Origin of the sequence: Spinactinospora alkalitolerans (assembly GCF_013408795.1) — a bacterium.
Lineage (GTDB): Bacteria > Actinomycetota > Actinomycetes > Streptosporangiales > Streptosporangiaceae > Spinactinospora > Spinactinospora alkalitolerans.
In genome coordinates, this window is record NZ_JACCCC010000001.1 from 3,698,530 (window position 1) to 3,718,245 (window position 19,716).

General features: G+C 73.3%; 17 protein-coding genes. 5 read left to right on the top strand and 12 right to left on the bottom strand.

Translation table 11 applies throughout. The features are described 5' to 3' along the window. Positions 1-2 precede the first annotated feature (2 nt). From HDA32_RS16400 to HDA32_RS16435, 8 genes are all read right to left on the bottom strand, one after another. On the bottom strand, positions 3-1,202 hold the full coding sequence (locus tag HDA32_RS16400) for a cytochrome P450 (RefSeq protein WP_179644020.1): 1,200 nt from the start codon (positions 1,200-1,202) through the stop codon (positions 3-5). A gap of 11 nt (positions 1,203-1,213) precedes the next feature. Continuing rightward, positions 1,214-2,740: a TRAP transporter large permease gene (locus tag HDA32_RS16405; protein ID WP_179644021.1), complete on the bottom strand. Its 1,527-nt coding sequence runs from the start codon at positions 2,738-2,740 to the stop codon at positions 1,214-1,216. Beyond that, complete coding sequence (locus HDA32_RS16410; protein ID WP_179644022.1) at positions 2,737-3,306, bottom strand: TRAP transporter small permease; 570 nt, start codon at positions 3,304-3,306, stop codon at positions 2,737-2,739. Before HDA32_RS16410 ends, HDA32_RS16405 begins: the two co-directional genes overlap by 4 nt. Positions 3,307-3,383: 77 nt before the next feature. Next, positions 3,384-4,673: a TRAP transporter substrate-binding protein DctP gene (gene dctP / locus HDA32_RS16415; protein WP_179644023.1), complete on the bottom strand. Its 1,290-nt coding sequence runs from the start codon at positions 4,671-4,673 to the stop codon at positions 3,384-3,386. A 355-nt stretch (positions 4,674-5,028) separates the two neighbouring features. Then, positions 5,029-5,817: an SDR family NAD(P)-dependent oxidoreductase gene (locus HDA32_RS16420; protein WP_179644024.1), complete on the bottom strand. Its 789-nt coding sequence runs from the start codon at positions 5,815-5,817 to the stop codon at positions 5,029-5,031. Beyond that, the gene (locus HDA32_RS16425) at positions 5,811-7,955 is read right to left on the bottom strand and encodes an acetate--CoA ligase family protein (protein ID WP_179644025.1); all 2,145 of its coding nucleotides are present in this window, start codon (positions 7,953-7,955) and stop codon (positions 5,811-5,813) included. The genes HDA32_RS16420 and HDA32_RS16425 overlap by 7 nt, the downstream gene beginning before the upstream one ends. Further along, the gene (locus HDA32_RS16430; RefSeq protein ID WP_179644026.1) at positions 7,949-8,812 is read right to left on the bottom strand and encodes an SDR family oxidoreductase; all 864 of its coding nucleotides are present in this window, start codon (positions 8,810-8,812) and stop codon (positions 7,949-7,951) included. Before HDA32_RS16430 ends, HDA32_RS16425 begins: the two co-directional genes overlap by 7 nt. Positions 8,813-8,955: 143 nt before the next feature. Then, positions 8,956-10,401 (bottom strand): aldehyde dehydrogenase, encoded by a 1,446-nt coding sequence (locus HDA32_RS16435; protein WP_179644027.1) that lies wholly within the window; start codon positions 10,399-10,401, stop codon positions 8,956-8,958. Positions 10,402-10,517: 116 nt separating this feature from the next. On the opposite strand from HDA32_RS16435, the gene HDA32_RS16440 reads away from it, so the two are divergent. Both HDA32_RS16440 and HDA32_RS16445 read left to right on the top strand, forming a co-directional pair. Beyond that, complete coding sequence (locus HDA32_RS16440) at positions 10,518-11,777, top strand: NAD(P)/FAD-dependent oxidoreductase (protein WP_179644028.1); 1,260 nt, start codon at positions 10,518-10,520, stop codon at positions 11,775-11,777. A gap of 5 nt (positions 11,778-11,782) precedes the next feature. Continuing rightward, on the top strand, positions 11,783-12,271 hold the full coding sequence (locus tag HDA32_RS16445; protein ID WP_179644029.1) for a nuclear transport factor 2 family protein: 489 nt from the start codon (positions 11,783-11,785) through the stop codon (positions 12,269-12,271). A 387-nt stretch (positions 12,272-12,658) separates the two neighbouring features. Here the strand turns inward: HDA32_RS16445 and HDA32_RS16450 are convergent, their stop codons facing one another. Beyond that, entirely contained in the window at positions 12,659-14,797 is a 2,139-nt protein-coding gene (locus HDA32_RS16450) for an acyl-CoA dehydrogenase family protein (protein ID WP_179644030.1), read from the bottom strand. Between the two features lie 113 nt (positions 14,798-14,910). Between HDA32_RS16450 and HDA32_RS16455 the strand changes: the two genes are divergently transcribed. After that, positions 14,911-15,540 (top strand): TetR/AcrR family transcriptional regulator, encoded by a 630-nt coding sequence (locus HDA32_RS16455; RefSeq protein WP_179644031.1) that lies wholly within the window; start codon positions 14,911-14,913, stop codon positions 15,538-15,540. Positions 15,541-15,565: 25 nt separating this feature from the next. On the opposite strand, the gene HDA32_RS16460 is transcribed toward HDA32_RS16455, so the two are convergent. Next, complete coding sequence (locus tag HDA32_RS16460; protein WP_179644032.1) at positions 15,566-16,426, bottom strand: SDR family oxidoreductase; 861 nt, start codon at positions 16,424-16,426, stop codon at positions 15,566-15,568. Positions 16,427-16,501: 75 nt separating this feature from the next. Here HDA32_RS16460 and HDA32_RS16465 point away from each other — a divergent pair, with 75 nt between their 5' ends. Together HDA32_RS16465 and HDA32_RS16470 are read left to right on the top strand one after the other, a co-directional pair. Next, a complete protein-coding gene (locus tag HDA32_RS16465) occupies positions 16,502-17,287 on the top strand; it encodes an SDR family NAD(P)-dependent oxidoreductase (protein ID WP_179644033.1) in 786 nt (261 codons plus the stop codon). Between the two features lie 141 nt (positions 17,288-17,428). Further along, on the top strand, positions 17,429-17,710 hold the full coding sequence (locus tag HDA32_RS16470) for a DUF2277 domain-containing protein (protein ID WP_179644034.1): 282 nt from the start codon (positions 17,429-17,431) through the stop codon (positions 17,708-17,710). Between the two features lie 76 nt (positions 17,711-17,786). On the opposite strand, the gene HDA32_RS16475 is transcribed toward HDA32_RS16470, so the two are convergent. Both HDA32_RS16475 and HDA32_RS16480 read right to left on the bottom strand, forming a co-directional pair. After that, complete coding sequence (locus tag HDA32_RS16475; protein WP_179644035.1) at positions 17,787-18,791, bottom strand: sugar phosphate isomerase/epimerase family protein; 1,005 nt, start codon at positions 18,789-18,791, stop codon at positions 17,787-17,789. A gap of 186 nt (positions 18,792-18,977) precedes the next feature. After that, entirely contained in the window at positions 18,978-19,697 is a 720-nt protein-coding gene (locus tag HDA32_RS16480) for a hypothetical protein (protein ID WP_246334379.1), read from the bottom strand. Between the last annotated feature and the right edge of the window lie 19 nt (positions 19,698-19,716).

Below are 19,716 nucleotides of genomic sequence, written 5' to 3' on the forward strand. Positions count from 1 at the left end.
TTCTAGACCTCCCATTCGAGGGGAAGCGTCGCCAGGGTCAGTTGCCCGCCCCGTTCCACGAGCCGCGTCCCCTCCTTGATCCGGTAGTGCGGGATGCGCTCGTGCCACTCCTTGAGCACGACCGCGAGTTCGAGGCGGGCCAGGTGCATGCCCAGGCAGCGGTGCGGGCCGGCGCCGAAGGCGAGGTGCTGGTTGCCGCCCTTGCGGCCGATGACGAACCTGTCGGGCTCGGGGAACTTGCGCGGGTCGCGGTTGGCCGAGCCGATGCCCAGCCACACGACGTCGCCCTCGGCCATGTCGATGCCGTGGAACTCGCCCGCCGCCCGCACCTCGCGCCCGGCCTGGAACACCAGGGGATACATCCGCAGGAACTCCTCCGCCGCGGCCGGGCCCAGGTCGGGGCGGTCGATGATCGTCCTGCGGTCCGCATCGTCGCGGGCGAGGTGGGTGAAGATGTAGCCCAAGGCGCTGCGCGTGGTGTCCAGACCGGCGAGCATCAGGGTCATGCAGACCGTGAGGATGTCCTCCTGCGAGATCGGCTCACCGTCGATGCGCGCCTCGATCAGCCGCGAGACCATGTCCTGCTTCGGGTCGCGCGGGTTGGCGCGGCGCTCGTTCACGGCCGCGTCGAAGTAGTCGGTGATCTTGCGTTTGGCCGCGGCGGCCGCATCGGGGTCGCCGCCGAAGAAGCCCGCGAAGAGCGTTTCGGACCAGGGCAGGAAGAAGTCGCCGTCGCTCACCGGAAGGCCGAGGAGGGCGAGGAAGAGGTCGGTGGGGTACCTGATCGCGAACTCGGCCACGAAGTCGCACCCGCCCTTGGGCCTGAGCTCCTCGATCAGCTCGATGCAGCGCTCGTGCGCCATGGCCTCCATGCGCTTGACCGCGGCGGGGGCGAAGAACGGGTTGATCACCCGGCGCATCTTGAGGTGGGCCTCGCCGTTGAGGTCCTGGGGCAGCAGCGCCATGCCCGAATCGGGGTTGATGGCGCTCCTGGCGCGGGTGGTCCACACGTCGTGCCGCTGGAAGCCCTCGACCACGTCGTCGTAGCGCTGCAGCATCCAGAAGCCGCGCTCGGTGGTGTCGTTGAACCGGAAGCGGCTCGCTTCACGCTCGGCGTCCAGCAGTGCGTAGTGGCCGTGGATCTCGGTGTCGGCGCCGTAGTCGGTGTGGCTGAACGGGCAGCCCTGCTTCGTTTCGGTCATGTCTGCGGTCCCTAGTCGGCGGCGATGTCGGGGATGAAGGTCGCGATCTCGGGGAAGAGGATCAGGACGACGGCGACGAGGACGGCCATCGGCAGGAACCAGCCGACGGCGACGAAGACGTCCCTGAGGCTGATCTCCTGGCCCCTGTTGACCTCGGGGTCCTTGGTGATGCCGTGGATGATGAAGGCCAGGATGCCCACCGGCGGGGTGACCACGGCCAGCTCGCCCAGGAAGACGGCGAACACGCCGAACCAGAGCAGGGAGATGTCGAGCGCGGTGAGCGTGGGCATCAGGATCGGGACGGTCAGGACCATGATGGCCATCGGTTCCATGAACATCCCGAGGACGAGGTAGACCACCATCATGGCCAGCAGGAACTCGATGCGCCCCAGGCCGAGGCCCTCGATCAGGTCGGCGAAGCCGGTGCTGATCCCGGTGAGGGTCAGCATGCTCGAAAGCGCCCCCGCCGCCACCAGCATCAGAAAGATCGCGCCGACGCTGCTGACGGTCCCGACCGCGGCCTGCGCGACCGCTCCGATCGGCCGGTCGCCGCGCTTCCACACGAAGGAGATCAGGACCGCGAACAGGGCCGCGGCCGCGCCCGCCTCCGTGGCGGTGAACACGCCGGAGAACATGCCGACCACGATGATGGCGATCAGCAGCGGCACCGGCCAGACCCTCAGCAGGCTGCGGCCGCGGTCGCCCCACGACGAGGCCGCCCCGGCGGCCGCCGACCCGTTCGCGCGGCCGGCCAGTTCCGGCCTGATCCGCGCGAGCACCACGATCATCACCGTGAACATGGCGGCCACCAGCAGGCCGGGGCCGACGCCGGCGAGCAGTTGGGGGCCGATGGGGACCTCGGCGATGCCGGCGTAGATGACCAGGAGGATGCTGGGCGGGATCAGTTGCCCGGGCAGCCCGGCGACCACGACCGCGCCGATGGCCATGCGGCGGTCGTAACCTGCCTTCAGCATCTCGGGGACGCCGATCCGGGCCAGCGCGTAGGCGGTCCCGGTGGAGGAGCCGCTCGCGGCCGCCAGGCCGGCGCCCGCGACGTTGGTCCCGACGGCCAGGCCGCCGGGGAGCCAGCCCAGCCAGTGCCGACCCGCCGCGTAGATGCTCTCCGTCAGCCCGGCCCGCCACAGCAGCAGCCCCATCAGGATGAACATCGGGACCACGCTCAGCGTCCAGCTCGCCACGTGATCGTAGGCCAGCGAGGCCAGGGTGCTCTCGACCAGCGGCAGTCCGCGCAGCGCGTACATCCCCAGCAGGGACGGCACGATCATCGCCACGGCGACGGGCACCCGCAGGAAGAGCAGGGACAGCATCATCACGCAGGCGAGGATCCCGAGCGCCTCGGGGATCAGCGGCAGGAACAGGCAGATCGTCGAGCCCAGGAGGACGACCGCCGTGATCGCGGTCACCGCCCACGGCCGCCCGCCGCCCTCGTTCCCGAGAGCCTGCTCGTCGGCGGGCCCCTCGGGACCGGCCTGCCGCACCGCCGGGTCGACGGTGTTGGAATCGGTCGTGCTCGTCATTTCTTCTCCAGCTCGGAGGAGGCCTCCTGGTCGGCGGACACCGCGCCGGCGCCACCGGCGCCGCGGTCGGCCTCGGGGTGGCGGATCGCGCGGGCGGCGGCCAGCGCGAACTGCACGGTCAGGCTGCCGAAGGCGAAGGGGACCAGGAAGTAGGCCGGCCAGGAGACGACCTCGCTGACCCCGGCCGTCATGCCGATCTCCATGGCGTGCACGGCCTCTCCCCACCCGAACCAGGCGAACCCGGCCGAGAGCACCGAGCACAGCGCGCAGCCGCCCACCAGGACGGCGCGCCGGACCGGCCGCGGGAGCATCGCATAGACCAGGTCGGCGGCGATGTGCTGGCCGCGGTGCTGGGCGGCGATGAAGCCGAGGAAGGCGACGATCGGCAGGTACCAGTACTGCACGATCTCGAGCGTGTTGGGGATCGGGCTCTGGGCGAACGTGCGCAGCAGGGCGTTCGCCGTGATGTGCAGCATCATCACGAAGGTCACGGTGACAGCGGGCACCTCGATGCACAGTTCAAGCCCATGGCGGCGCCGGGGCACCGGAGCCGGTGTTGCGCTCATGTCATCTCCGCAGGACTGAAAGGGAGGGCGGGGCGGCCGCGGCGGGGAACGCGCCCCGCCGCGGCCGGCGCGGGATCTCAGGACGGGCGGTGTTCGAGGAGGATCTCCTCGAACACCTCCGCGATGTAGGGGTCCAGGTCGACCTTGTCCGCCGAATACCAGTCGGCGAACCCGTTGTAGTCGGTCTCGTTGGTGTAGCCGAGCTCGCCCTCGATGGTCTCCAGCCACGCGTCGGAGGAGCCCTGCACGCGGTCGGCGAACGCGTCGGGATCGTCGAAGGCCTCGTTGCCGCGGAGTCCGTCGAGCAGCTCGGCGTTGGTCTCGTTGATCGAGGCGCGGGCGTCCTCCTCGAACGTCTCGATCGCCCCTCCCGCCTCGGACACCTGGGTCGACGCCTCGACGATGTTCGGCCAGATCTTGCCCGAGAGGTTGACCTCCATGAAGACGTCCATGCGGTCCCACAGCAGCTGCTGGGCCACCAGGGGCAGCGAGTCCCACGCCGACTGACTCATCGCCATGGCGCCGGGCGCCAGCGCGAAGCCGGCCTCGGGGTCGACGACGACGTGCGGGGCCGCCTCGATGAACCCGCCGAGCACGCCCACCGTGAGGCTGGAGACGCTGCAGTCGACGACCCCGCGCTGGAGGCTCTCGAAGAGCTCGGGGTATGCCACGGACACCGCGGCGCCGCCCAGCCCCTCCACCTGCCTGCTCTGCGCGTGGCCTCCCGCGGCGGCCTGCATCCCCTTGAGCGCGTCGAGTCCGCGGCGCTCATCGCTGCAGAAGAGCGCGTTGGAGCCCGAGTTGTACGACGGCATCATCAGCTTCATGCCGGCGTCTTCGAACTCCCGGGGGATCTCGGGGGTGTCGAAGGCGACCTCAAGGGGCCAGGCGTTGGACTGCAGGGCGCCGACGACCACGCTCTGGTCCGACACGAAGCTCGACTCCACGAGCGCGGCGTTGGCCGGGTACTCCGAGGGTTCGTAGATCGGCAGGACCTGGGCGATGTCGAGCCGCCCGTCGAGGAGCGCGTCGTCGGCCTCCTCCGGCGGCGCGATCGCGTTGGAGTAGGAGACCTCGAAGGTGATCTTGCCGTCGGACCACTCGGTCACGGCGTTGAAGTACTCCTCGACGTTTCTGCCCGTGATCGAGCCCTTCGGTGCGGGACTCTGGGTGTGGAGCTCGATCGGGGCCACTTCGGCGAAGGCGGCCTGGTACTCCTCCTTGGTGGCTCCGTAGTCGACCCCTTCGCCGGAGCCGCCGCTGCCCGCGGCCCGCCCCTCGGCGCAGCCGGTGAGCGCCAGGACGCCCGCCATCCCAATAGCGACGCAGGAGGCTCTCGCTCCCCGTTCTCCCCGCAGTGTGACCATCGGTTAACTCCGTCATCCAGGTTGTCGGGCTCTGCTCCGGTTCGCCGACCGGTGACGCGCGTCACTAGTCATGATGAATATCATTAGCCTGAATTAGCCGGAGGTCAAGAGTCCATGCGCATGGATTTCGGTCGCCCGGCGGCACCGCAGCGGATCGATCACCGCGGGTCAGGAGGCCGGGGCCGCTGCGGCCCACGGCCGGCCGGTCGAGTGACCGGCGGCCTTGAGCGGAAGGCGGCGGCGCGGATCTCACGCAGCACGTTCCTTTTCCGCCGGTCTTGGCGCTATTGGGAGGAAACGCCGCTTTAGGCCATGTAACGCCAAGACGGGCGGGAAAACCACCCAAGAGGGCGATCTAGTCACGCAGCCCGCGCCAGGCGGTCGTGCCGCCGTCGACGGGGAAGATCCCCCCGGTGACGAACGAGGCGTCGTCGGAGGCGAGGAAGCAGACGACCTTCGCGACCTCCTCGACCCGGCCGAACCGGGGGATCAGGTGCGCCCCGGTCATGGCGCGCAGCCGCGCATCGGGGTCCTCGGCCGAGGCGAGGTGCCCCCGGCTCATCGGCGTCTCGATCGACCCGGGGCAGTAGGCGTTGCAGCGCACCTCGGGAGAGAGCGCGATGGCGCTGGACCGGGTGAGCTGGATGACCGCGCCCTTGCTGGAGGAGTAGGCCGGCAGCCCGTAGCCGGTCATCCCCGAGACCGACGACGCGTTCACCACCGACGGGCCGCGCCGCGACGCGCGCAGGTGCGGCGCGGCGTGCTTCGTGGCCAGCCAGACCGCCTTGACGTTGATGGCGTAGACCCGGTCCCAGGCGCTCTCCGGCAGGTTCTCCAGCGTCGCGCCCGCGCAGAACGCCTCGTCCAGGACGCCGGCGTTGTTGACGAGGGTGTCCAGGCCTCCCCCGCCCTCCACGGCCTGCTCGACCATCAGGCGCACCTGGTCGGAGTCGGAGAGGTCGACGTGGACCGCCCGGGCCGACGCGCCGGCCTCCTCGACGGCCGCGGCGGTGTCGGCCGCCGCGGTCCGGTCGATGTCGGCGACGCTGACGTGGGCGGCGCCCTGCCTGGCCGCCTCAAGGGCGATCTCGCGGCCCATGCCGTTTCCGGCGCCGGTGACCAGGACTCGTTTGTCGGTCAACATCGGGATGCTTCCTCTCCGGGGGTTCGGGGGTCGGCGCCGCGCCACGTGACGAGCGCGTCGAGGGCCTCGATGCGCGATCCGTCGACGCGGAGCGGGTTGACCTCGAGGGAGTCGAGATGGGGGTGGAGCTCTTCGGCGAGCGTGCCGATGGCGCCGACCACCTCGGCCAGCCGGTCGACGTCGGCGGCGGGCCGACCGCGCACGCCCCGCAGCAGCGCTGCGCCGCGCAGGCTCTCCAGCATCGAGCGGGCGCGCGCGGGCGAGACCGGCAGGGGCGTGAGCGCGACGTCGTCGAGGACCTCGACCAGGACGCCGCCCAGGGCGACGGCGAGCATCGGCCCCCAGTCCGGGTCCCGGGTCACCCCGACGAGCAGCTCCAGGCCCCCGTCGCGCATCGGCGAGACCAGGGCGCCGTCGAGGCGGGCGCCGCCGGCCTCCGGGCGCCGGCCCGCCGCGACGACCTCGTCGTAGGCGGCACCGGCGTCCGCGGGGTCGACCCCGAGTCGGACGCAGCCCAGGTCGCTCTTGTGCGCGATCTCGGCCGAGACGACCTTCAGGGCCACGGGGCGGCCGAACTCCCGCGCGGCGCGTTCGGCCTGCTCCGCGGAGTGCACGTGCCGGGCCGGGACCACCGGGACGCCCGCGTCCTCCAGCAGGTCGCGCGCGTCGACCTCGGAGCAGGCGACGGGATCGACCGCGCGCCTGCGCGGCGAAGGGCGCCGCGGCTCCGCAGCGGCGAGCGCGCGGCGCCGCGACCACAGCGCGACCCGCGCGAGCGCGTCGACGCCCAGGTTCAGCCCCGGGACGACGCAGGCGACGCCGCCCGCGTCGAGCACCTCGCGCGTCTGGGCGCCGACCGGCTGCGTGACCTGGGTGAGGTAGATCGCCGGGGCATCGGAGCGCGCCATTCCGGCGCCGATGGCGTCGACGTACTTCTGCCCGTAGAAGGGCCGCCCGTCCTCCCGCCACGGGAGGCTGTTCACGGCGACCACCACTCCGACGCCGGGGTCGTCGCCGACCGCGGCGACCGCCTGCTCCCAGATGGCGGGGTCGATGATCGCCGCCCCGGTGATGTCGAGCGGGTTGCGCACGTGGCCGTAGGCGGGCATGACGGCCTCGACCCGCTTGACCGTCGCATCGGAGAGCTCGGGGAGCGCGGCGCCGGCCTCCTGGGCGAGGTCGGCGATGATGTCGCAGGCGCCGCCGGAGATCGAGACCACGCCGATGCCCGGCCGCGCGAGCGGGCCGGTGTGGGCGGCCACGCCCGCGGTGACGAGCATCGCCTCGATCGTGTCGACCCGGATCACGCCGTGCCGGGCGAAGACCGCGTCGACGACCCGGTCGTCGCCGACCAGCGCCCCCGTGTGCGACGCCGCCGACTCCGCGGCCAGTTCGCTCCTCCCGGCCTTGAGGACGACGATCGCCTTGCCCGCGGCCGCCGCGCGCCGGGCGGCGGCGGCGAAGACCTCCGGCTCCCTGATCCCCTCCATGAACACCGCGACGGCGTCGGTCCGGTCGTCGTCGACCAGGTGGTCGATCAGGTGCCCGACGGTGACCATGGCCTCGTTGCCGACCGTGATCACGTGCGAGAGGCCGACGCCGGCGAGGGCGGCGAAGTCCTTCATCGCACCGCAACTGGCGCCGCTCTGCGAGATGAGGGCGACGTTGCCCGGCGCGGCCGGCGGATCGGCGAGCACCATCGCGGGCACGCCCGCCGCGACGTTGACGAACCCGAGGACGTTGGGCCCGAGGAGGGTGACGCCGAGCTCGGTGGCGAGGTCGACCAGCTCCCGCTGGCGGCGCTCGCCCTCCTCCCCCGTCTCGGCGAATCCGGAGCTCAGGACGAGTGCGCCCCGCGCCCCGGCCGCGGCGGCGTCGCGGAGGGCTTCGGGCGCCGCGGCCGCGGGCACCATCACGAAGGCGAGGTCGATCGGCCGCCCGACCTCGGTGCACCTGGGGAACGCGGCGCGGCCGTGGACCTCCCGGGCGCGCCGGTTGATCAGGAAGGTCGCCGGTCCGTGTCCGGCCTCGACCAGGTTGCGGTGCAGCAGCCCGGAGAACGTCGACTTGTCGCTGGCGCCGATGATCGCGAACGAGCGCGGCTCGAGCAGCGCCTTCAGTCCGGCGGATGTCACCATGATCGGCCCCGGCCCTCCGTCTCGGCGCGCCGGCCGGCCTCGAGCAGAGCGGTGGGCTCCTCGAACCGTCCGGAGGTGTAGGGGGACGGACCGCCGGCGCCGGTCATCCCGGCGTCGACCGGCAGCACGACGCCGGTGACGAACGCGGCGTCGTCGCCGGCCAGGTAGAGCGCGCCGGCGGCGACGTCGGCGGGCCTGAGGGGGCGGTCCATGAGGGCGGTCCTGCCCAGCGCCGCCTCGGCTCCGGCGAGGTCGTCGGCCCCGCCGGCCACGACACCGGCGGTCATCGCCGAGACCACGGCCCCGGGCACGATCGTGTTCACCCGGATCCCGTGCGGCCGCAGCTCCGCGGCCACGGAGTTGGACAGGCCGATGATCCCGGCCTTGACCGCGCTGTAGACGTGCGGTCCCACGCCGCCGAGGAGGGCGGCCGGGCTGGACGTGGAGATGATGGCGCCGCTGCGCCGGGGCTTCATGACCCGGGCCGCGTGCTTCATGCCGCAGACGACGCCGCGCAGGTTGACCGCGATGGTGACGTCGACGTCGGCGAGGCGGGTCGCGTCGATCGGGCCGACGGCCCCCATGATCCCGGCGTTGTTGAACATCACGTCGAGTCGGCCGAAGCGGTCCACGGCCGTGTCGACGAGGGCGGCGACATCCTCCTCCCTGGTCACGTCGGTGCGCACGAACAGCGCGTCGGGGCCCAGCTCATCCGCGAGCGCCTGTCCGGCCGCGTCCTGCAGGTCGGCGAGCACGACCTTCGCGCCCTCGGCGTGAAAGCGCCGCACCGTTCCCTCGCCGATGCCCGCGGCACCGCCGGTGACCACGGCGACGCGCCCGGCCAACCGTCCGGCCATCTGCTCTCCTCCTTCCGGTTTGCGGATCAGGGTGTGTTCGCGGGTACGTCCGTGGCGGGCGGCACGCCCGCGTGCGCTTCGCGACCGCGCGAAGCGCCTCTGTGAGGCGCCGCACAATAGGACATCGACCCACCGGACACGCCCTATGACCCGACCGCGATGGACTTGGTCTCCAGGTAGGTCGTGAAGCCCTCCGGGCCCATCTCGCGGCCGATCCCCGACTGCTTGAAGCCGCCGAAGGGGGTGCCGAAGGACTGGGGCCTGCCGTTGATGCTCACCATTCCGGTGCGCATCCTGCGGGCGACGGCCATGGCGCGGTCGCCGTCGCCGCTCCAGACCGAGCCGGAGAGCCCGTAGACGGAGTCGTTGGCGATCGAGACGGCCTCGTCGTCGTCGCCGTAGGCGATGACCGCGAGCACCGGCCCGAAGATCTCCTCGCGGGCGACGCGCATCGCGTTGTCGACACCGGCGAGCAGTGTCGGCGCCACGAACCAGCCGCCGGCCAGCTCCGGCGGCAGGTGCGGCCGCTCCCCGCCGACGACCACCCGCGCGCCCTCGTCCCGGCCCGTGCGGACGTAGCCCTCGACCCGGTCGCGCTGGCGCCGGCTGACCATGGGGCCGATCATCGTGGCCGGATCCATCGGGTCGCCGACGCGCTGGGCGCCGAGGGCCTGGGCGAGCGCGTCGACGATCTCGGCCTCCCGCGACCTGGGCACCAGCAGCCGGGTCTGGGCGATGCAGGCCTGGCCGTTGACCATGAGCGCCATCGGCAGCAGGGCGGGGACCACCGCGTCGACGTCGGCGTCGTCCAGGATGACCGCGGCGGACTTGCCGCCGAGTTCGAGCGTCACCCGGGCGATCCGGTCGGCGCAGGCCGCCATGATCCGCTTGCCTGCGGCCGAGCTGCCGGTGAAGGCGACCTTGTCGATCTCGGGGTGGCCGACGAGGTGCTCGCCCTCGGCGCGGTCGCCGGGCACGACGCTCAGGACGCCTTCGGGAAGCCCCGCCTCCGACAGGGCGTCGGCGAGGGCGTGGGCGGAGAGCGGGGTCTCCGGCGGGGGCTTGAGGACGACCGAGCACCCCGCGGCCAGGGCCGGTGCGACCTTCAGCGCCGGTGTGCTCAGCGGGCCGTTCCACGGGGTGACGGCGGCGACGACGCCGACCGGCTCCCTGGTGACCACGCTGGTGTTCACGCCGTCGGTGCGGTGCTCGTCGTAGTCGAAGTCCTCGGCGATGTCGGCGTAGTAGCGCAGGTGCCGGATCGGGTTGGGCACGTGGGCGCGCTCGCTGAACCAGATCGGGCAGCCGAGCTCGGAGGTGATCAGCCTCGCCAGCTCGGGCGCGCGCTTGTCCAGCGCATCGGCCGCCGCACGCAGGACGGCCGCGCGCCGCTCGGGCGGTGCGCCGGCCCAGACCCCGGCGTCGAAGCTCGCGCGGGCCGCGGCGACGGCGTCGTCGATGTCGGCGGCCGAGGCGAGGGCCGCGCTCCCGACGTAGTTCCCCGTGGCCGGATTGCGCACCTCGGCGCGCCGCGTCCCCTTCGCGGGAATCCGGCGTCCTCCGATGAACAGCTCTGGACGTTCGGTCATCGACACGATGCTGTGGACCTCCACCGGCCTGCGGCCTTCACAACGGACGCCTATTTGATGATAATGAAAATAACGTTAGTCACGTTGCGGGCACGGGTCAAGGAGACGGGAGAACAATGAGCGCCGACACCATCGTCATCGTGGGCGGCGGCCTCAGCGGTCTGCGGACCGCCGAGAAGCTGCGCCGACTCGGACACGAGGGCCCCGTCACGCTCGTCGGCGCGGAGAGCCGCCTTCCCTACGACCGCCCGCCGCTGTCCAAGACCCTGCTGACCCAGGAGGCCGAACCCGCCGAGGCCGCGCTGCTGCGCCCCGCGGAGCGCTACGCCGAACTCGGCATCGACGTCCGCACGTCGGCCCGCGCCGTCTCGCTGGACGCCGAGAACCGCCGGGTCGCGCTGGACACGGGCGAGAGCATCGCGTTCGACCGGCTGGTGATCGCCACCGGGGTGCGGGCGCGCACGATCGGCGCCTTCGGTTCCCTCGGCGGCGTGCACACGCTGCGCACCTGGGAGGACTGCCTCGCCCTGCGGGCGGCGACGCGGTCGGCCGCCCACCTGACGGTCGTCGGCGCCGGTGTCCTGGGCTGCGAGGTCGCCGCGAGCGCCCGCGCCCTCGGGCTCGACGTCGCGCTCGTCGAGAGCCTGGGGCAGCCGCTGGCCCGCGTTCTCGGCGCTGCCGTCGGCGAGTCCGTCGCCTCCCTGCACCGCGACGCCGGGGTGAGGCTGCACTGCGCGGCCGGGGTCACCTCGGCGGAGGGAGAGGAGCGCGTCGAGCGGGTGGTCCTCACCGACGGCGGCGCGATCGACACCGACGCGGTCGTCGTGGCGGTCGGCTCGGTCCCCGACACCGAGTGGCTCGAAGGGTCGGGGATCGCGCTGGACGACGGCGTCCTGTGCGACCGGACCGGCCGGACCTCGATCGAGGAGGTCTTCGCCGTCGGCGACGTCGCCCGCATGCCGCACCCGCACGGCAACGGCACGGTCCGGTTCGAGCACTGGAGCGGCGCGGGCGACACCGCCTCGCTGGTGGCCGCGAACCTGCTCGCCGACCCGGCCGATCGGCGGCCGCTGAGCGAGGTGCCCTACTTCTGGAGCGACCAGTACGGCGCCAGGATCCAGTGCCTCGGGACGCCGGACCCCGACGACGCGCTCACCGTGGTCGACGGGGCGCTGGAGGCCGGACGGTTCCTCGCGCTGTACTCCGGCGACGGGCTCGTCACCGGCGCGGTCGCCATCGGGATGCCGGCCGCGCTGGCGCGCTGCCGCACGGGGGTCGGCGCGCGGACTCCGCTGGCCGAACTGGTCGCCCTGGCGCCGTGGGAGCGCGCGAGACCGCTGGCGGGGACACGATCCACCGAGACCGGAAAGGCGTGAACGACATGACCGGGACGAGTGCGGCGAACGCCGGGGCGGGCGCCGAGCCCGGACTCGAGGCGCTGCTGCTGCGGGTCCGGCGGCTGGAGGAGGCGGAGGCGGCGCGCAACCACCTCCACCGCTACGCCGAGACCCTCGACGCGCCGACCCCCGAAGCCGTGGCGGCCCTGTTCACCGAGGACGGCGCACTCCACACCAGGCTGGGCGACTTCGTCGGGCGCGAGGCGATCGCCGGGTTCTACCGCGACCGGCTGGCCGCCGACCCATCGGACAAGCGGCACTTCGTCGTCAGCCCCAGGACCACCTGGCTGGAGCCGGGCCTGGTCGAGATCGCGTCCTACTTCCTCTTCACCGGCCGCGGCGAGGACCGCTCGATCATCGGCTGGGGCACCTACCTCGACCGCCTGCGCGTCGAAGGCGGCGGCGCCCTGCTGGAGGACAAGACCATCACCCTGCACGTCGGCACCGACCTGCACACCGGCTGGCCGCTCTGAGCGCCTGACCCGCCGACGCTTCTCGACCTTGAGTTTCAGCATTGACCCCAGAGGGTCCTCAAGCCCAACCCCAGGAGGGACGGCGTGCGGGTGGACGACTCTCTCGCGTGGCCGAAGGCCCATAGACGGAAACCGCCCTCCCGCGCGCGAAGCGCACGCCGACGCCGTGGGCACAGACCGACACCGCGGTTTCGGCCCGGCGCCCACGCAGGCGGCGTGGGCGGCGCGGCGCCGGGGCGATCCCTTTGGGGGCCTACGGCCACACGAGAGGATCGCCCGGTCACCGCGGACCCCTCCTTGGGCTGGGGTTCGAGCCTTCGGTGAGTGGGGCCGAATCCCGAGTCGCTCTATGCACGTTAAAACATCCGCGAAACGGAAGCCTTGTACTCAGCCCGCCGCGCGCTCCTCGCGGGCGAGGCCGAGGCCGCGGGCGATGATGGCGCGCTGGACGTCGTTGGTGCCCCCGCCGATGACGAACATCGGGGCGGTGCGCAGCGCCTGCTCGAACACCCCGCCGCTCGGCGCCCGGGCCGCATCAGCGCCGAGGGCCGCCTGCGGGCCCAGCAGTTCCAGCACGCCCTGGCCGAAGTCCTCGGCCAGTTCGCCGCCGAGCACCCCGGCCATCGGAGCGGCCAGCCGGGACGCGCCGCCGTCGGCCATGGCCCGCGTCGCCGCGAGGACGAGGGCGCGCGCGGCCTGGAGCCGGGCCGCCAGCGAGGCCAGCCGCTCCCGCTTCCACGAACCGTGCGGGCCGAGCGTGCGCGCCGGGTCCGCGCGCAGGTGCGCCAGCAGGTCGTCGAGCTGGCGCAGCAGCGTGGCCGCGATCCCGCCCATGACGACGCGCTCGGCGGCCAGCGCGTCGGTGATCACCCGCCATCCGCCGTTGACCTCGCCGACGCGCATGGTGTCGGGCACCCGCACGTCGTCGTAGAAGACGGTGCAGGAGACCTCGCCGGACAGCGCGGTGTGCCGCTGGATCCCGATGCCCGGGGTGTCGATCGGCACCAGGAAGATCGTGATGCCGGCGTGGCGCGGTGCGGCGTCGGGATCCGTGCGCACGGCCAGCCAGACGTGGCTGGCCGTGTGGGCCCTCGTGGTCCAGGACTTCTGGCCGTTGACGATCCAGTCGTCGCCGTCGCGCACCGCTCTCGTGCGCAGGGAGGCGAGGTCCGAGCCCGACTCCGGCTCGCTGTAGCCGAGGCAGAAGTCCAGCTCGCCGCGCCTGATCAGGGGCAGGAACTCCGCCTTCTGCTCCGGGGTCCCGTGCAGCAGGATCGAGTGCCCGAGCAGCATCACGGCGCTCATCGCACGGTCGACCGGCCCGCGCGCGTACTTCATCTCCTCGTTGAGGACGGCCTGCTCGGCGACGCCGGCCCCGCGGCCGCCGGCCTCCTCCGGCCAGCCGATGCCGAACAGCCCGCGCTCGGCCATCGCCGCGCGCAGCCGATCCGCGTCGTGGCGCCGCACTCCGTGCTCATCGGTCTCGCTGTGCTCGGCGAGCAGGGCGCGGACCTCGGCGCGCAGCGCCTCGGCAGCGGGGCCGACGTTGAACCCCGGCAGCGACCGCCCCTGTTCCACCAGCGCCTCGGCGATCCCGCCTCCGCGGCGCGCGCCGGCGCGCAGCCGGGCGACGTCGGCGTGCACCCGGCGGAACAGCCAGGCCGCCTCGTGCTCCTCGAAGAAGCCGACCGCGCCCAGGGTGTGCTGGGCACCGAACATGATCGAGGTCGCGGTCTCGCGGACGTGGTGCGCGGCGAGTTCGCCCGCGAGGACCCGGTCGGGGCTCGCGGCCAGGGCGTGGCCGACCGCCTCGCGGACGAGCGCGCCGCCCGCGCCGACCTCGATGTGGCAGGCGGCGACGCGCTGCTGCACCGCCCCGAAGCCGCCGATGGCCCTGCCGAACTGCCGCCGCACCTTGGCGTGCTCGACGGCCATCTCGTGGGCGCGCTCGGCCGCGGCCAGCGCCCGCACCGCCAGCCCCAGCGACGCGACCGTCAGGGCCTCCTCGACGGTCGCGGGGTCGGCGTCGCCGATCGGCGCGGCCCCGGCGGTGCTGACGCGCGACCACGGCGGGACCGCCAGCCCGGGGGCCGGCTCGACGCCGGTGATCGGCGCCAGGCGCACCGGCCCGCCGTCCGGGTGGACCACCAGGACGTGCGTCGCCTCCGGGGCCGCGTCGAGGTGGTCGAACTCCCGCGCCGCGAGATCGTCGGCGAGCGCCAGCACCGGCCGCAGCTCGCCGGAGGCGACCGCGGCGCGCCGGTCCGCGTCGAGCAGCAGCCCGGCGGCGTAGGCGTCGGCGAGGGGGAGCGGGCAGGCTCTGCGGCCGAGTTCCCTGACGGCGGTGACCAGGAAGTCCAGGGCCCCCTCCTCCGCGAGTTCGAACCACCCCTGCTCGGCCGCTGTCCGCCACAGTTTCGCGAGGTCGCCGCTTGGCGCGGCCGTCGCGTCCCCCCATTGGTCGTCGAGGACGCCGGCAACGGACCGGCCGAAGTCCTCGGCCTCGGCGCTGAATCCAGTCGACACGTGACTCCTTGCTGAACGCTCGCCGTGCATTAACGGCAATGGTGAACGCTTCCCGTTCAGGAAGTCAACCCCGTCGTCGTCGGCGGCCCGGCCGATGTGGAAATCTTGGCCCCATGAACGCAACGCCCCGGAAGGACCGCAGCGGGCGTCCGCGGGACCCCGGCGTCGACCGGCGGATCACCGCGGCCGCCATGCAGGTGTTCGGGCGGGTCGGCTGGGCCGGGTTCGGCATCGAGGCCGTCGCCCGCGAGGCCGGGGTCGGCAAGGCCTCGGTCTACCTGCGCTGGAACAGCAAGGAGGACCTGCTGACCGAGGCCGTGGCGAGCCGCTTCGCCCCGATCGCCGAGATCGACAACGGCGACGTGCACGCGGACCTGCTGGAGCTGGCCGATCTCCTGCTGGACCTGTTCACCGGCGCCGACGGCCTGGCCGCGCGGCGCATGGCGGTCGAATCGCACGCGACCCCCGGCATCGCGCAGCGCTGGCAGAAGGTGCGCGAGTCCCAGGTCCGCGCGGCCAGGGCGATCGTGAAGCGCGCCGTCGCAAGGGGTGAGCTGGATCCGCGCACCCCGGTGACGCTGCTGCTCGACGCCCTGAGCGGCGCGGTGATCAACCACGCGATCGCCACGCCGCCGCACCTGCGCGCACGGGTCGAGCAGGACCGGCGCCGCTACGCCGGGGAGCTGGTCGCCTTCCTGCTCGCCTCCCTGCGGCAGATGCCCCGGGAGGTGCCCGGCGAATAGCCGCGCGGCCGAGCGGCCGCCCTCCTCAGCGCTCGGACCCGTCGGCCTCGAAGTACCCGCGCGCCTTGTGGGCCACGAGGTCGTCGCCCCCGTCGACCGCGAGGCAGGCGCCGTTGATCCGCGCGGCGCCGGGACCGGCCAGGAACAGGGCCGCCGAGGCGACGTCGTCGGCCGTGGTCGGCCGGCCGCTCGACGAGGCCGCGGCCAGGCGCCGGTACGCGGCGTCGAGGTCGTCGCCGTCGCCCGAGACCAGCGACGCCGACAGGGCGCTGACCGTTCCGCCGGGAGCCACGCAGTTGATGCGCAGCCCGTAGGCCCCGATCTCGGCGGCGACCGACCGGACCAATCCCCAGACGCCGTGCTTGGCCGCGGTGTAGGCGTGCGGCCCGAGCCCGCCGCGCAGGCTCGCCACGCTGGCGGTGCACACGATCGCCCCGCTCCCCTGCGACCGCATGACGGGCACCGCGTGCTTGACGCCCAGGAACGCGCTGCGGAGCAGGACCGAAACGGTGCGGTCCCAGGCCGGGGCGGGCGTCCGCTCGATCGGTCCCAGGGCGCCCACGATCCCCGCGTTGCCGAAGAAGCAGTCCAGCGCGCCGAACGCGTCGACGGTGCGGTCGATCGCGGCCCGCATGTCGTCCTCGTCGGTGACGTCGAGGTGCTCGTAGCGGCAGCCGGGTCCGAGTTCGCGCGCGAGGGCCCGGCCGCGCTCGTCCTGGACGTCGCCGATCACGCACCTTCCGCCCGCTGCGACGAACTGGCGCGCCATGGCCGCGCCGATGCCGCTGGCGCCCCCGGTCACCAGGGCCGTCCTGGTGACGAAATCCGATTCCACTTCCGGCCCGCCCTCCTCGTTGACGTACTGAACCGCACCCCATACTCTCATGTTCATTATCATGGATATCGCCGTGTTATCCGGGACTACTCGGACATCGACTCCCCCCATCGGAAGGGACAGCGCATGCGGACGCCGGGGCGGTTGGCGGGCAAGGTGGCGCTGGTGACCGGCGCCGGATCAGGGCTTGGCCGGGCCAGCGCCCTCCGGTTCGCCGAGGAGGGGGCCGCGGTCGCCTGCGTCGACCTCGACCGGGCGGCGGCCGACCGGGTGGCCGAGGAGATCGAGGGCCTCGGCCACCCGGCGACGGCGCTGTCCGCCGACGTGTCCCGCGCCGAGGACGCCGAGCGGATGACGGCCGGCGCGCTCGCGCGGTTCGGCCGGATCGACGTCGTCTTCGCCAACGCCGGCGTCTCCGGAGCGGGCAGCGCCGCCGACACCACCGAGGAGGACTGGGACCGGATCATCGGCGTGAACCTCAAAGGCGTGTGGCTGACGTCGAAGTACGCGCTGCCGCACATGGTCGAACGGGGCCGGGGCGTCATCATCAATCAGGCGAGCATGGGCGGCCTGGTCGGCATCGCCGGCATCTTCCCCTACACCGCGGCCAAGGGCGGCGTCATCGCGATGACCAAGCAGATGGCGGTGGAGTACGGCCCCGCCAACATCCGGGTCAACGCGATCTGCCCCGGAACGATCTTCACGCCGCTGGTGGCCAGGTCCCGGCAGGAGCGCGGAGCGGACGCGCGCAGCGACGCCGAGGCCAACGCCGCCGCGGCGCTGCGGTTCCCCCTGCGAAGGCTCGGCGAGGTGGAGGACGTCGCGGCGCTGGCGCTCTTCCTGGCCGGCGACGAGGCGAACTGGATCACCGGCGGCGTCTACACGGTGGACGGCGGCCGCGCCGCGATGTAGCGGGCGGGCACCGTGTGCGCCCGCCCGGCTCCTGCCGCCCGTCTCCCCCGGGGCTCACCGGCCACGCGCCGCCTGCGGTCCGGGACGCCGCCGTCCCCGCCATCGAGCGCGCGTGTCCGACCCGGCGGATAGGTTGAGGCCATGTGCCGCAACATCCGCCGCCTGCACAACTTCGCGCCGCCGGCCACCGACACCGAGGTCCGCGACGCGGCGTTGCAGTACGTCCGCAAGATCAGCGGGTCGACCAGGCCCTCGGCCGCCAACCAGGCGGCGTTCGACCGGGCGGTCGACGCCGTCGCGGCCGCGACGTCGGAGCTGCTCGACTCGCTGGTGACCGCGGCCCCGCCGCGGTCCCGCGAAGAAGAGGCCGCCCGCGCCAGGGCGCGGGCGCAACGGAGGTTCGCGGCGCCCGCCGGGGAGTGAGGCGGCGGCCGGGACGCCGCGGCGGTAGGGCGCTCAAGACTCGTCAGGACCGCGGCGGTGAGGGAAGGCGCTCCGCTCACTCCGAGCCGAAGGCGGAGTCGAAGGACGTCTCCGGGGGATCGAAGGCGTGGGCGCGGACGAACTGCACGGCCTCGGCGGCGCCCACCAGGCGGTCCATGCCCGCGTCCTCCCATTCGACCGAGATCGGCCCCTCGTAGCCGATCCGGTTCAACGTGCGGAAGCAGTCCTCCCAGGGCACGTCGCCGTGGCCGGTCGAGACGAAGTCCCACCCCCGGCGGGGGTCGCCCCACGGGAGGTGCGACCCGAGCCGGCCGTTGCGGCCGTTGCCGGTGCGGCGGCGGGTGTCCTTGCAGTCCACGTGGTAGATCCGGTCGCGGAAGTCGAACAGGAACCCTGCGGGGTCCACGTCCTGCCACACCATGTGGCTGGGGTCCCAGTTCAGCCCGAACGCCTCGCGGTGCCCCACCGCCTCCAGCGCGTGGACGGTGCTCCAGTAGTCGTAGGCGATCTCCGAGGGGTGCACCTCGTGCGCGAATCGCACGCCGACCTCGTCGAAGACGTCCAGGATCGGGTTCCACCGGTCGGCGAAGTCGGTGTAGCCCGCCTCGATCACCGCCTCCGAGACCGGCGGGAACATGGCGACGTACTTCCAGACGGCCGATCCGGTGAAGCCCACCACCGTCGAGACGCCGAGCCGGGCCGCGGCCCGCGCCGTCAGCTTCATCTCCTCGGCCGCCCGGCCGCGCACCCCCTCGGGGTCGCCGTCGCCCCAGATGTGGGCGGGCAGCATGTCGCGGTGCCGATGGTCGATGGGGTCGTCGCAGACGGCCTGGCCGGTGAGGTGGTTGGAGATCGCCCACACCTTGAGGCCGTGCTCGGCGAGGGTGTCCAGTTTGGCCCGGACGTAGCCGTCGTCGCCGACGGCCCGCCGGACGTCGAAGTGATCGCCCCAGCAGGCGATCTCCAGTCCGTCGTAGCCCCACGAGGACGCCAGTCGGCAGACCTCCTCGAACGGCAGGTCGGCCCATTGGCCGGTGAACAGGGTGATCGGGCGGGCCATGGTCGTGCTACCTCCAGGAACGCGAACGGTGTACGGAGCCGGTGGTCGGGGGGAGCGGGGAACGGGGTCGGACCGGTCTCGCCGGCGCCGGCACACCGGCGAGACCGGGCATGGGGCCGCGGCGGGCGTCCGCCGCGGCCGGGCCCACCGCCGGGGCGCCGGCGGGCCGGGCCCCTGTGCGGCCGGTCACCCGTCGGCCTCCCCGCGGGCGCCGGACCCCTCGGGCGCCGAATCGGGGATCAGCGCCTCGCTGCCCGGGGATGCGGGCAGGAAGATGTGCACGTGGCCGTGGCCCGCGTCGATGCTCACCACATCGAGCTGGGTCGCGGCCACCGACCAGGCCCGGACGGACTGGGTGCGCAGCTCCCCCGCGGTCTCCTCCAGCCGCTCGCGCCGGTCGCCCTCGGCCTCCCTGGCGCTCTCGTAGACCGAGACCGAGGAGGCGAGCAGCTCCACTGCCGAGCGCAGCCCGCCCCGGGCGACGTTGTGCCCGGTGTCGCCGGAGGGCGCCGTCTGGAAGTCGGCGGCCACGTCGTCCGCCGTCGACCGCCATCCGGCGACCTCGTCGTCCCCGGGCTCGCCGGCGGGGGCCGAGCCGTCGGCGGGCAGGGCGGCGTCGAGCCCTTCGAGGACCGGGAGCAGCGCTTCGCGGGCCGCGCGGGTCTGATCGACGAGCTCACCGACCTGTTCGACGTGGCGCGCGTCCTCCGACGCCTCCAGCTCGGCGACCCGCTGCGGATCCGGGCCCGGTGGGGGCTCCCGCAGGACCACGATCGCCGCGATCCCCGCGACGACGACCAGCGCGGCGACCAGCGCGGACACGACGGGCCACGGTTTTGGGCGCGCCGGTGCCGGCTCGGCCTCAGGCGGGGACCGGTGCCCGCCGGACCGGGTGCGTGCTGCCATGTCCACTCCTCATCTCCTG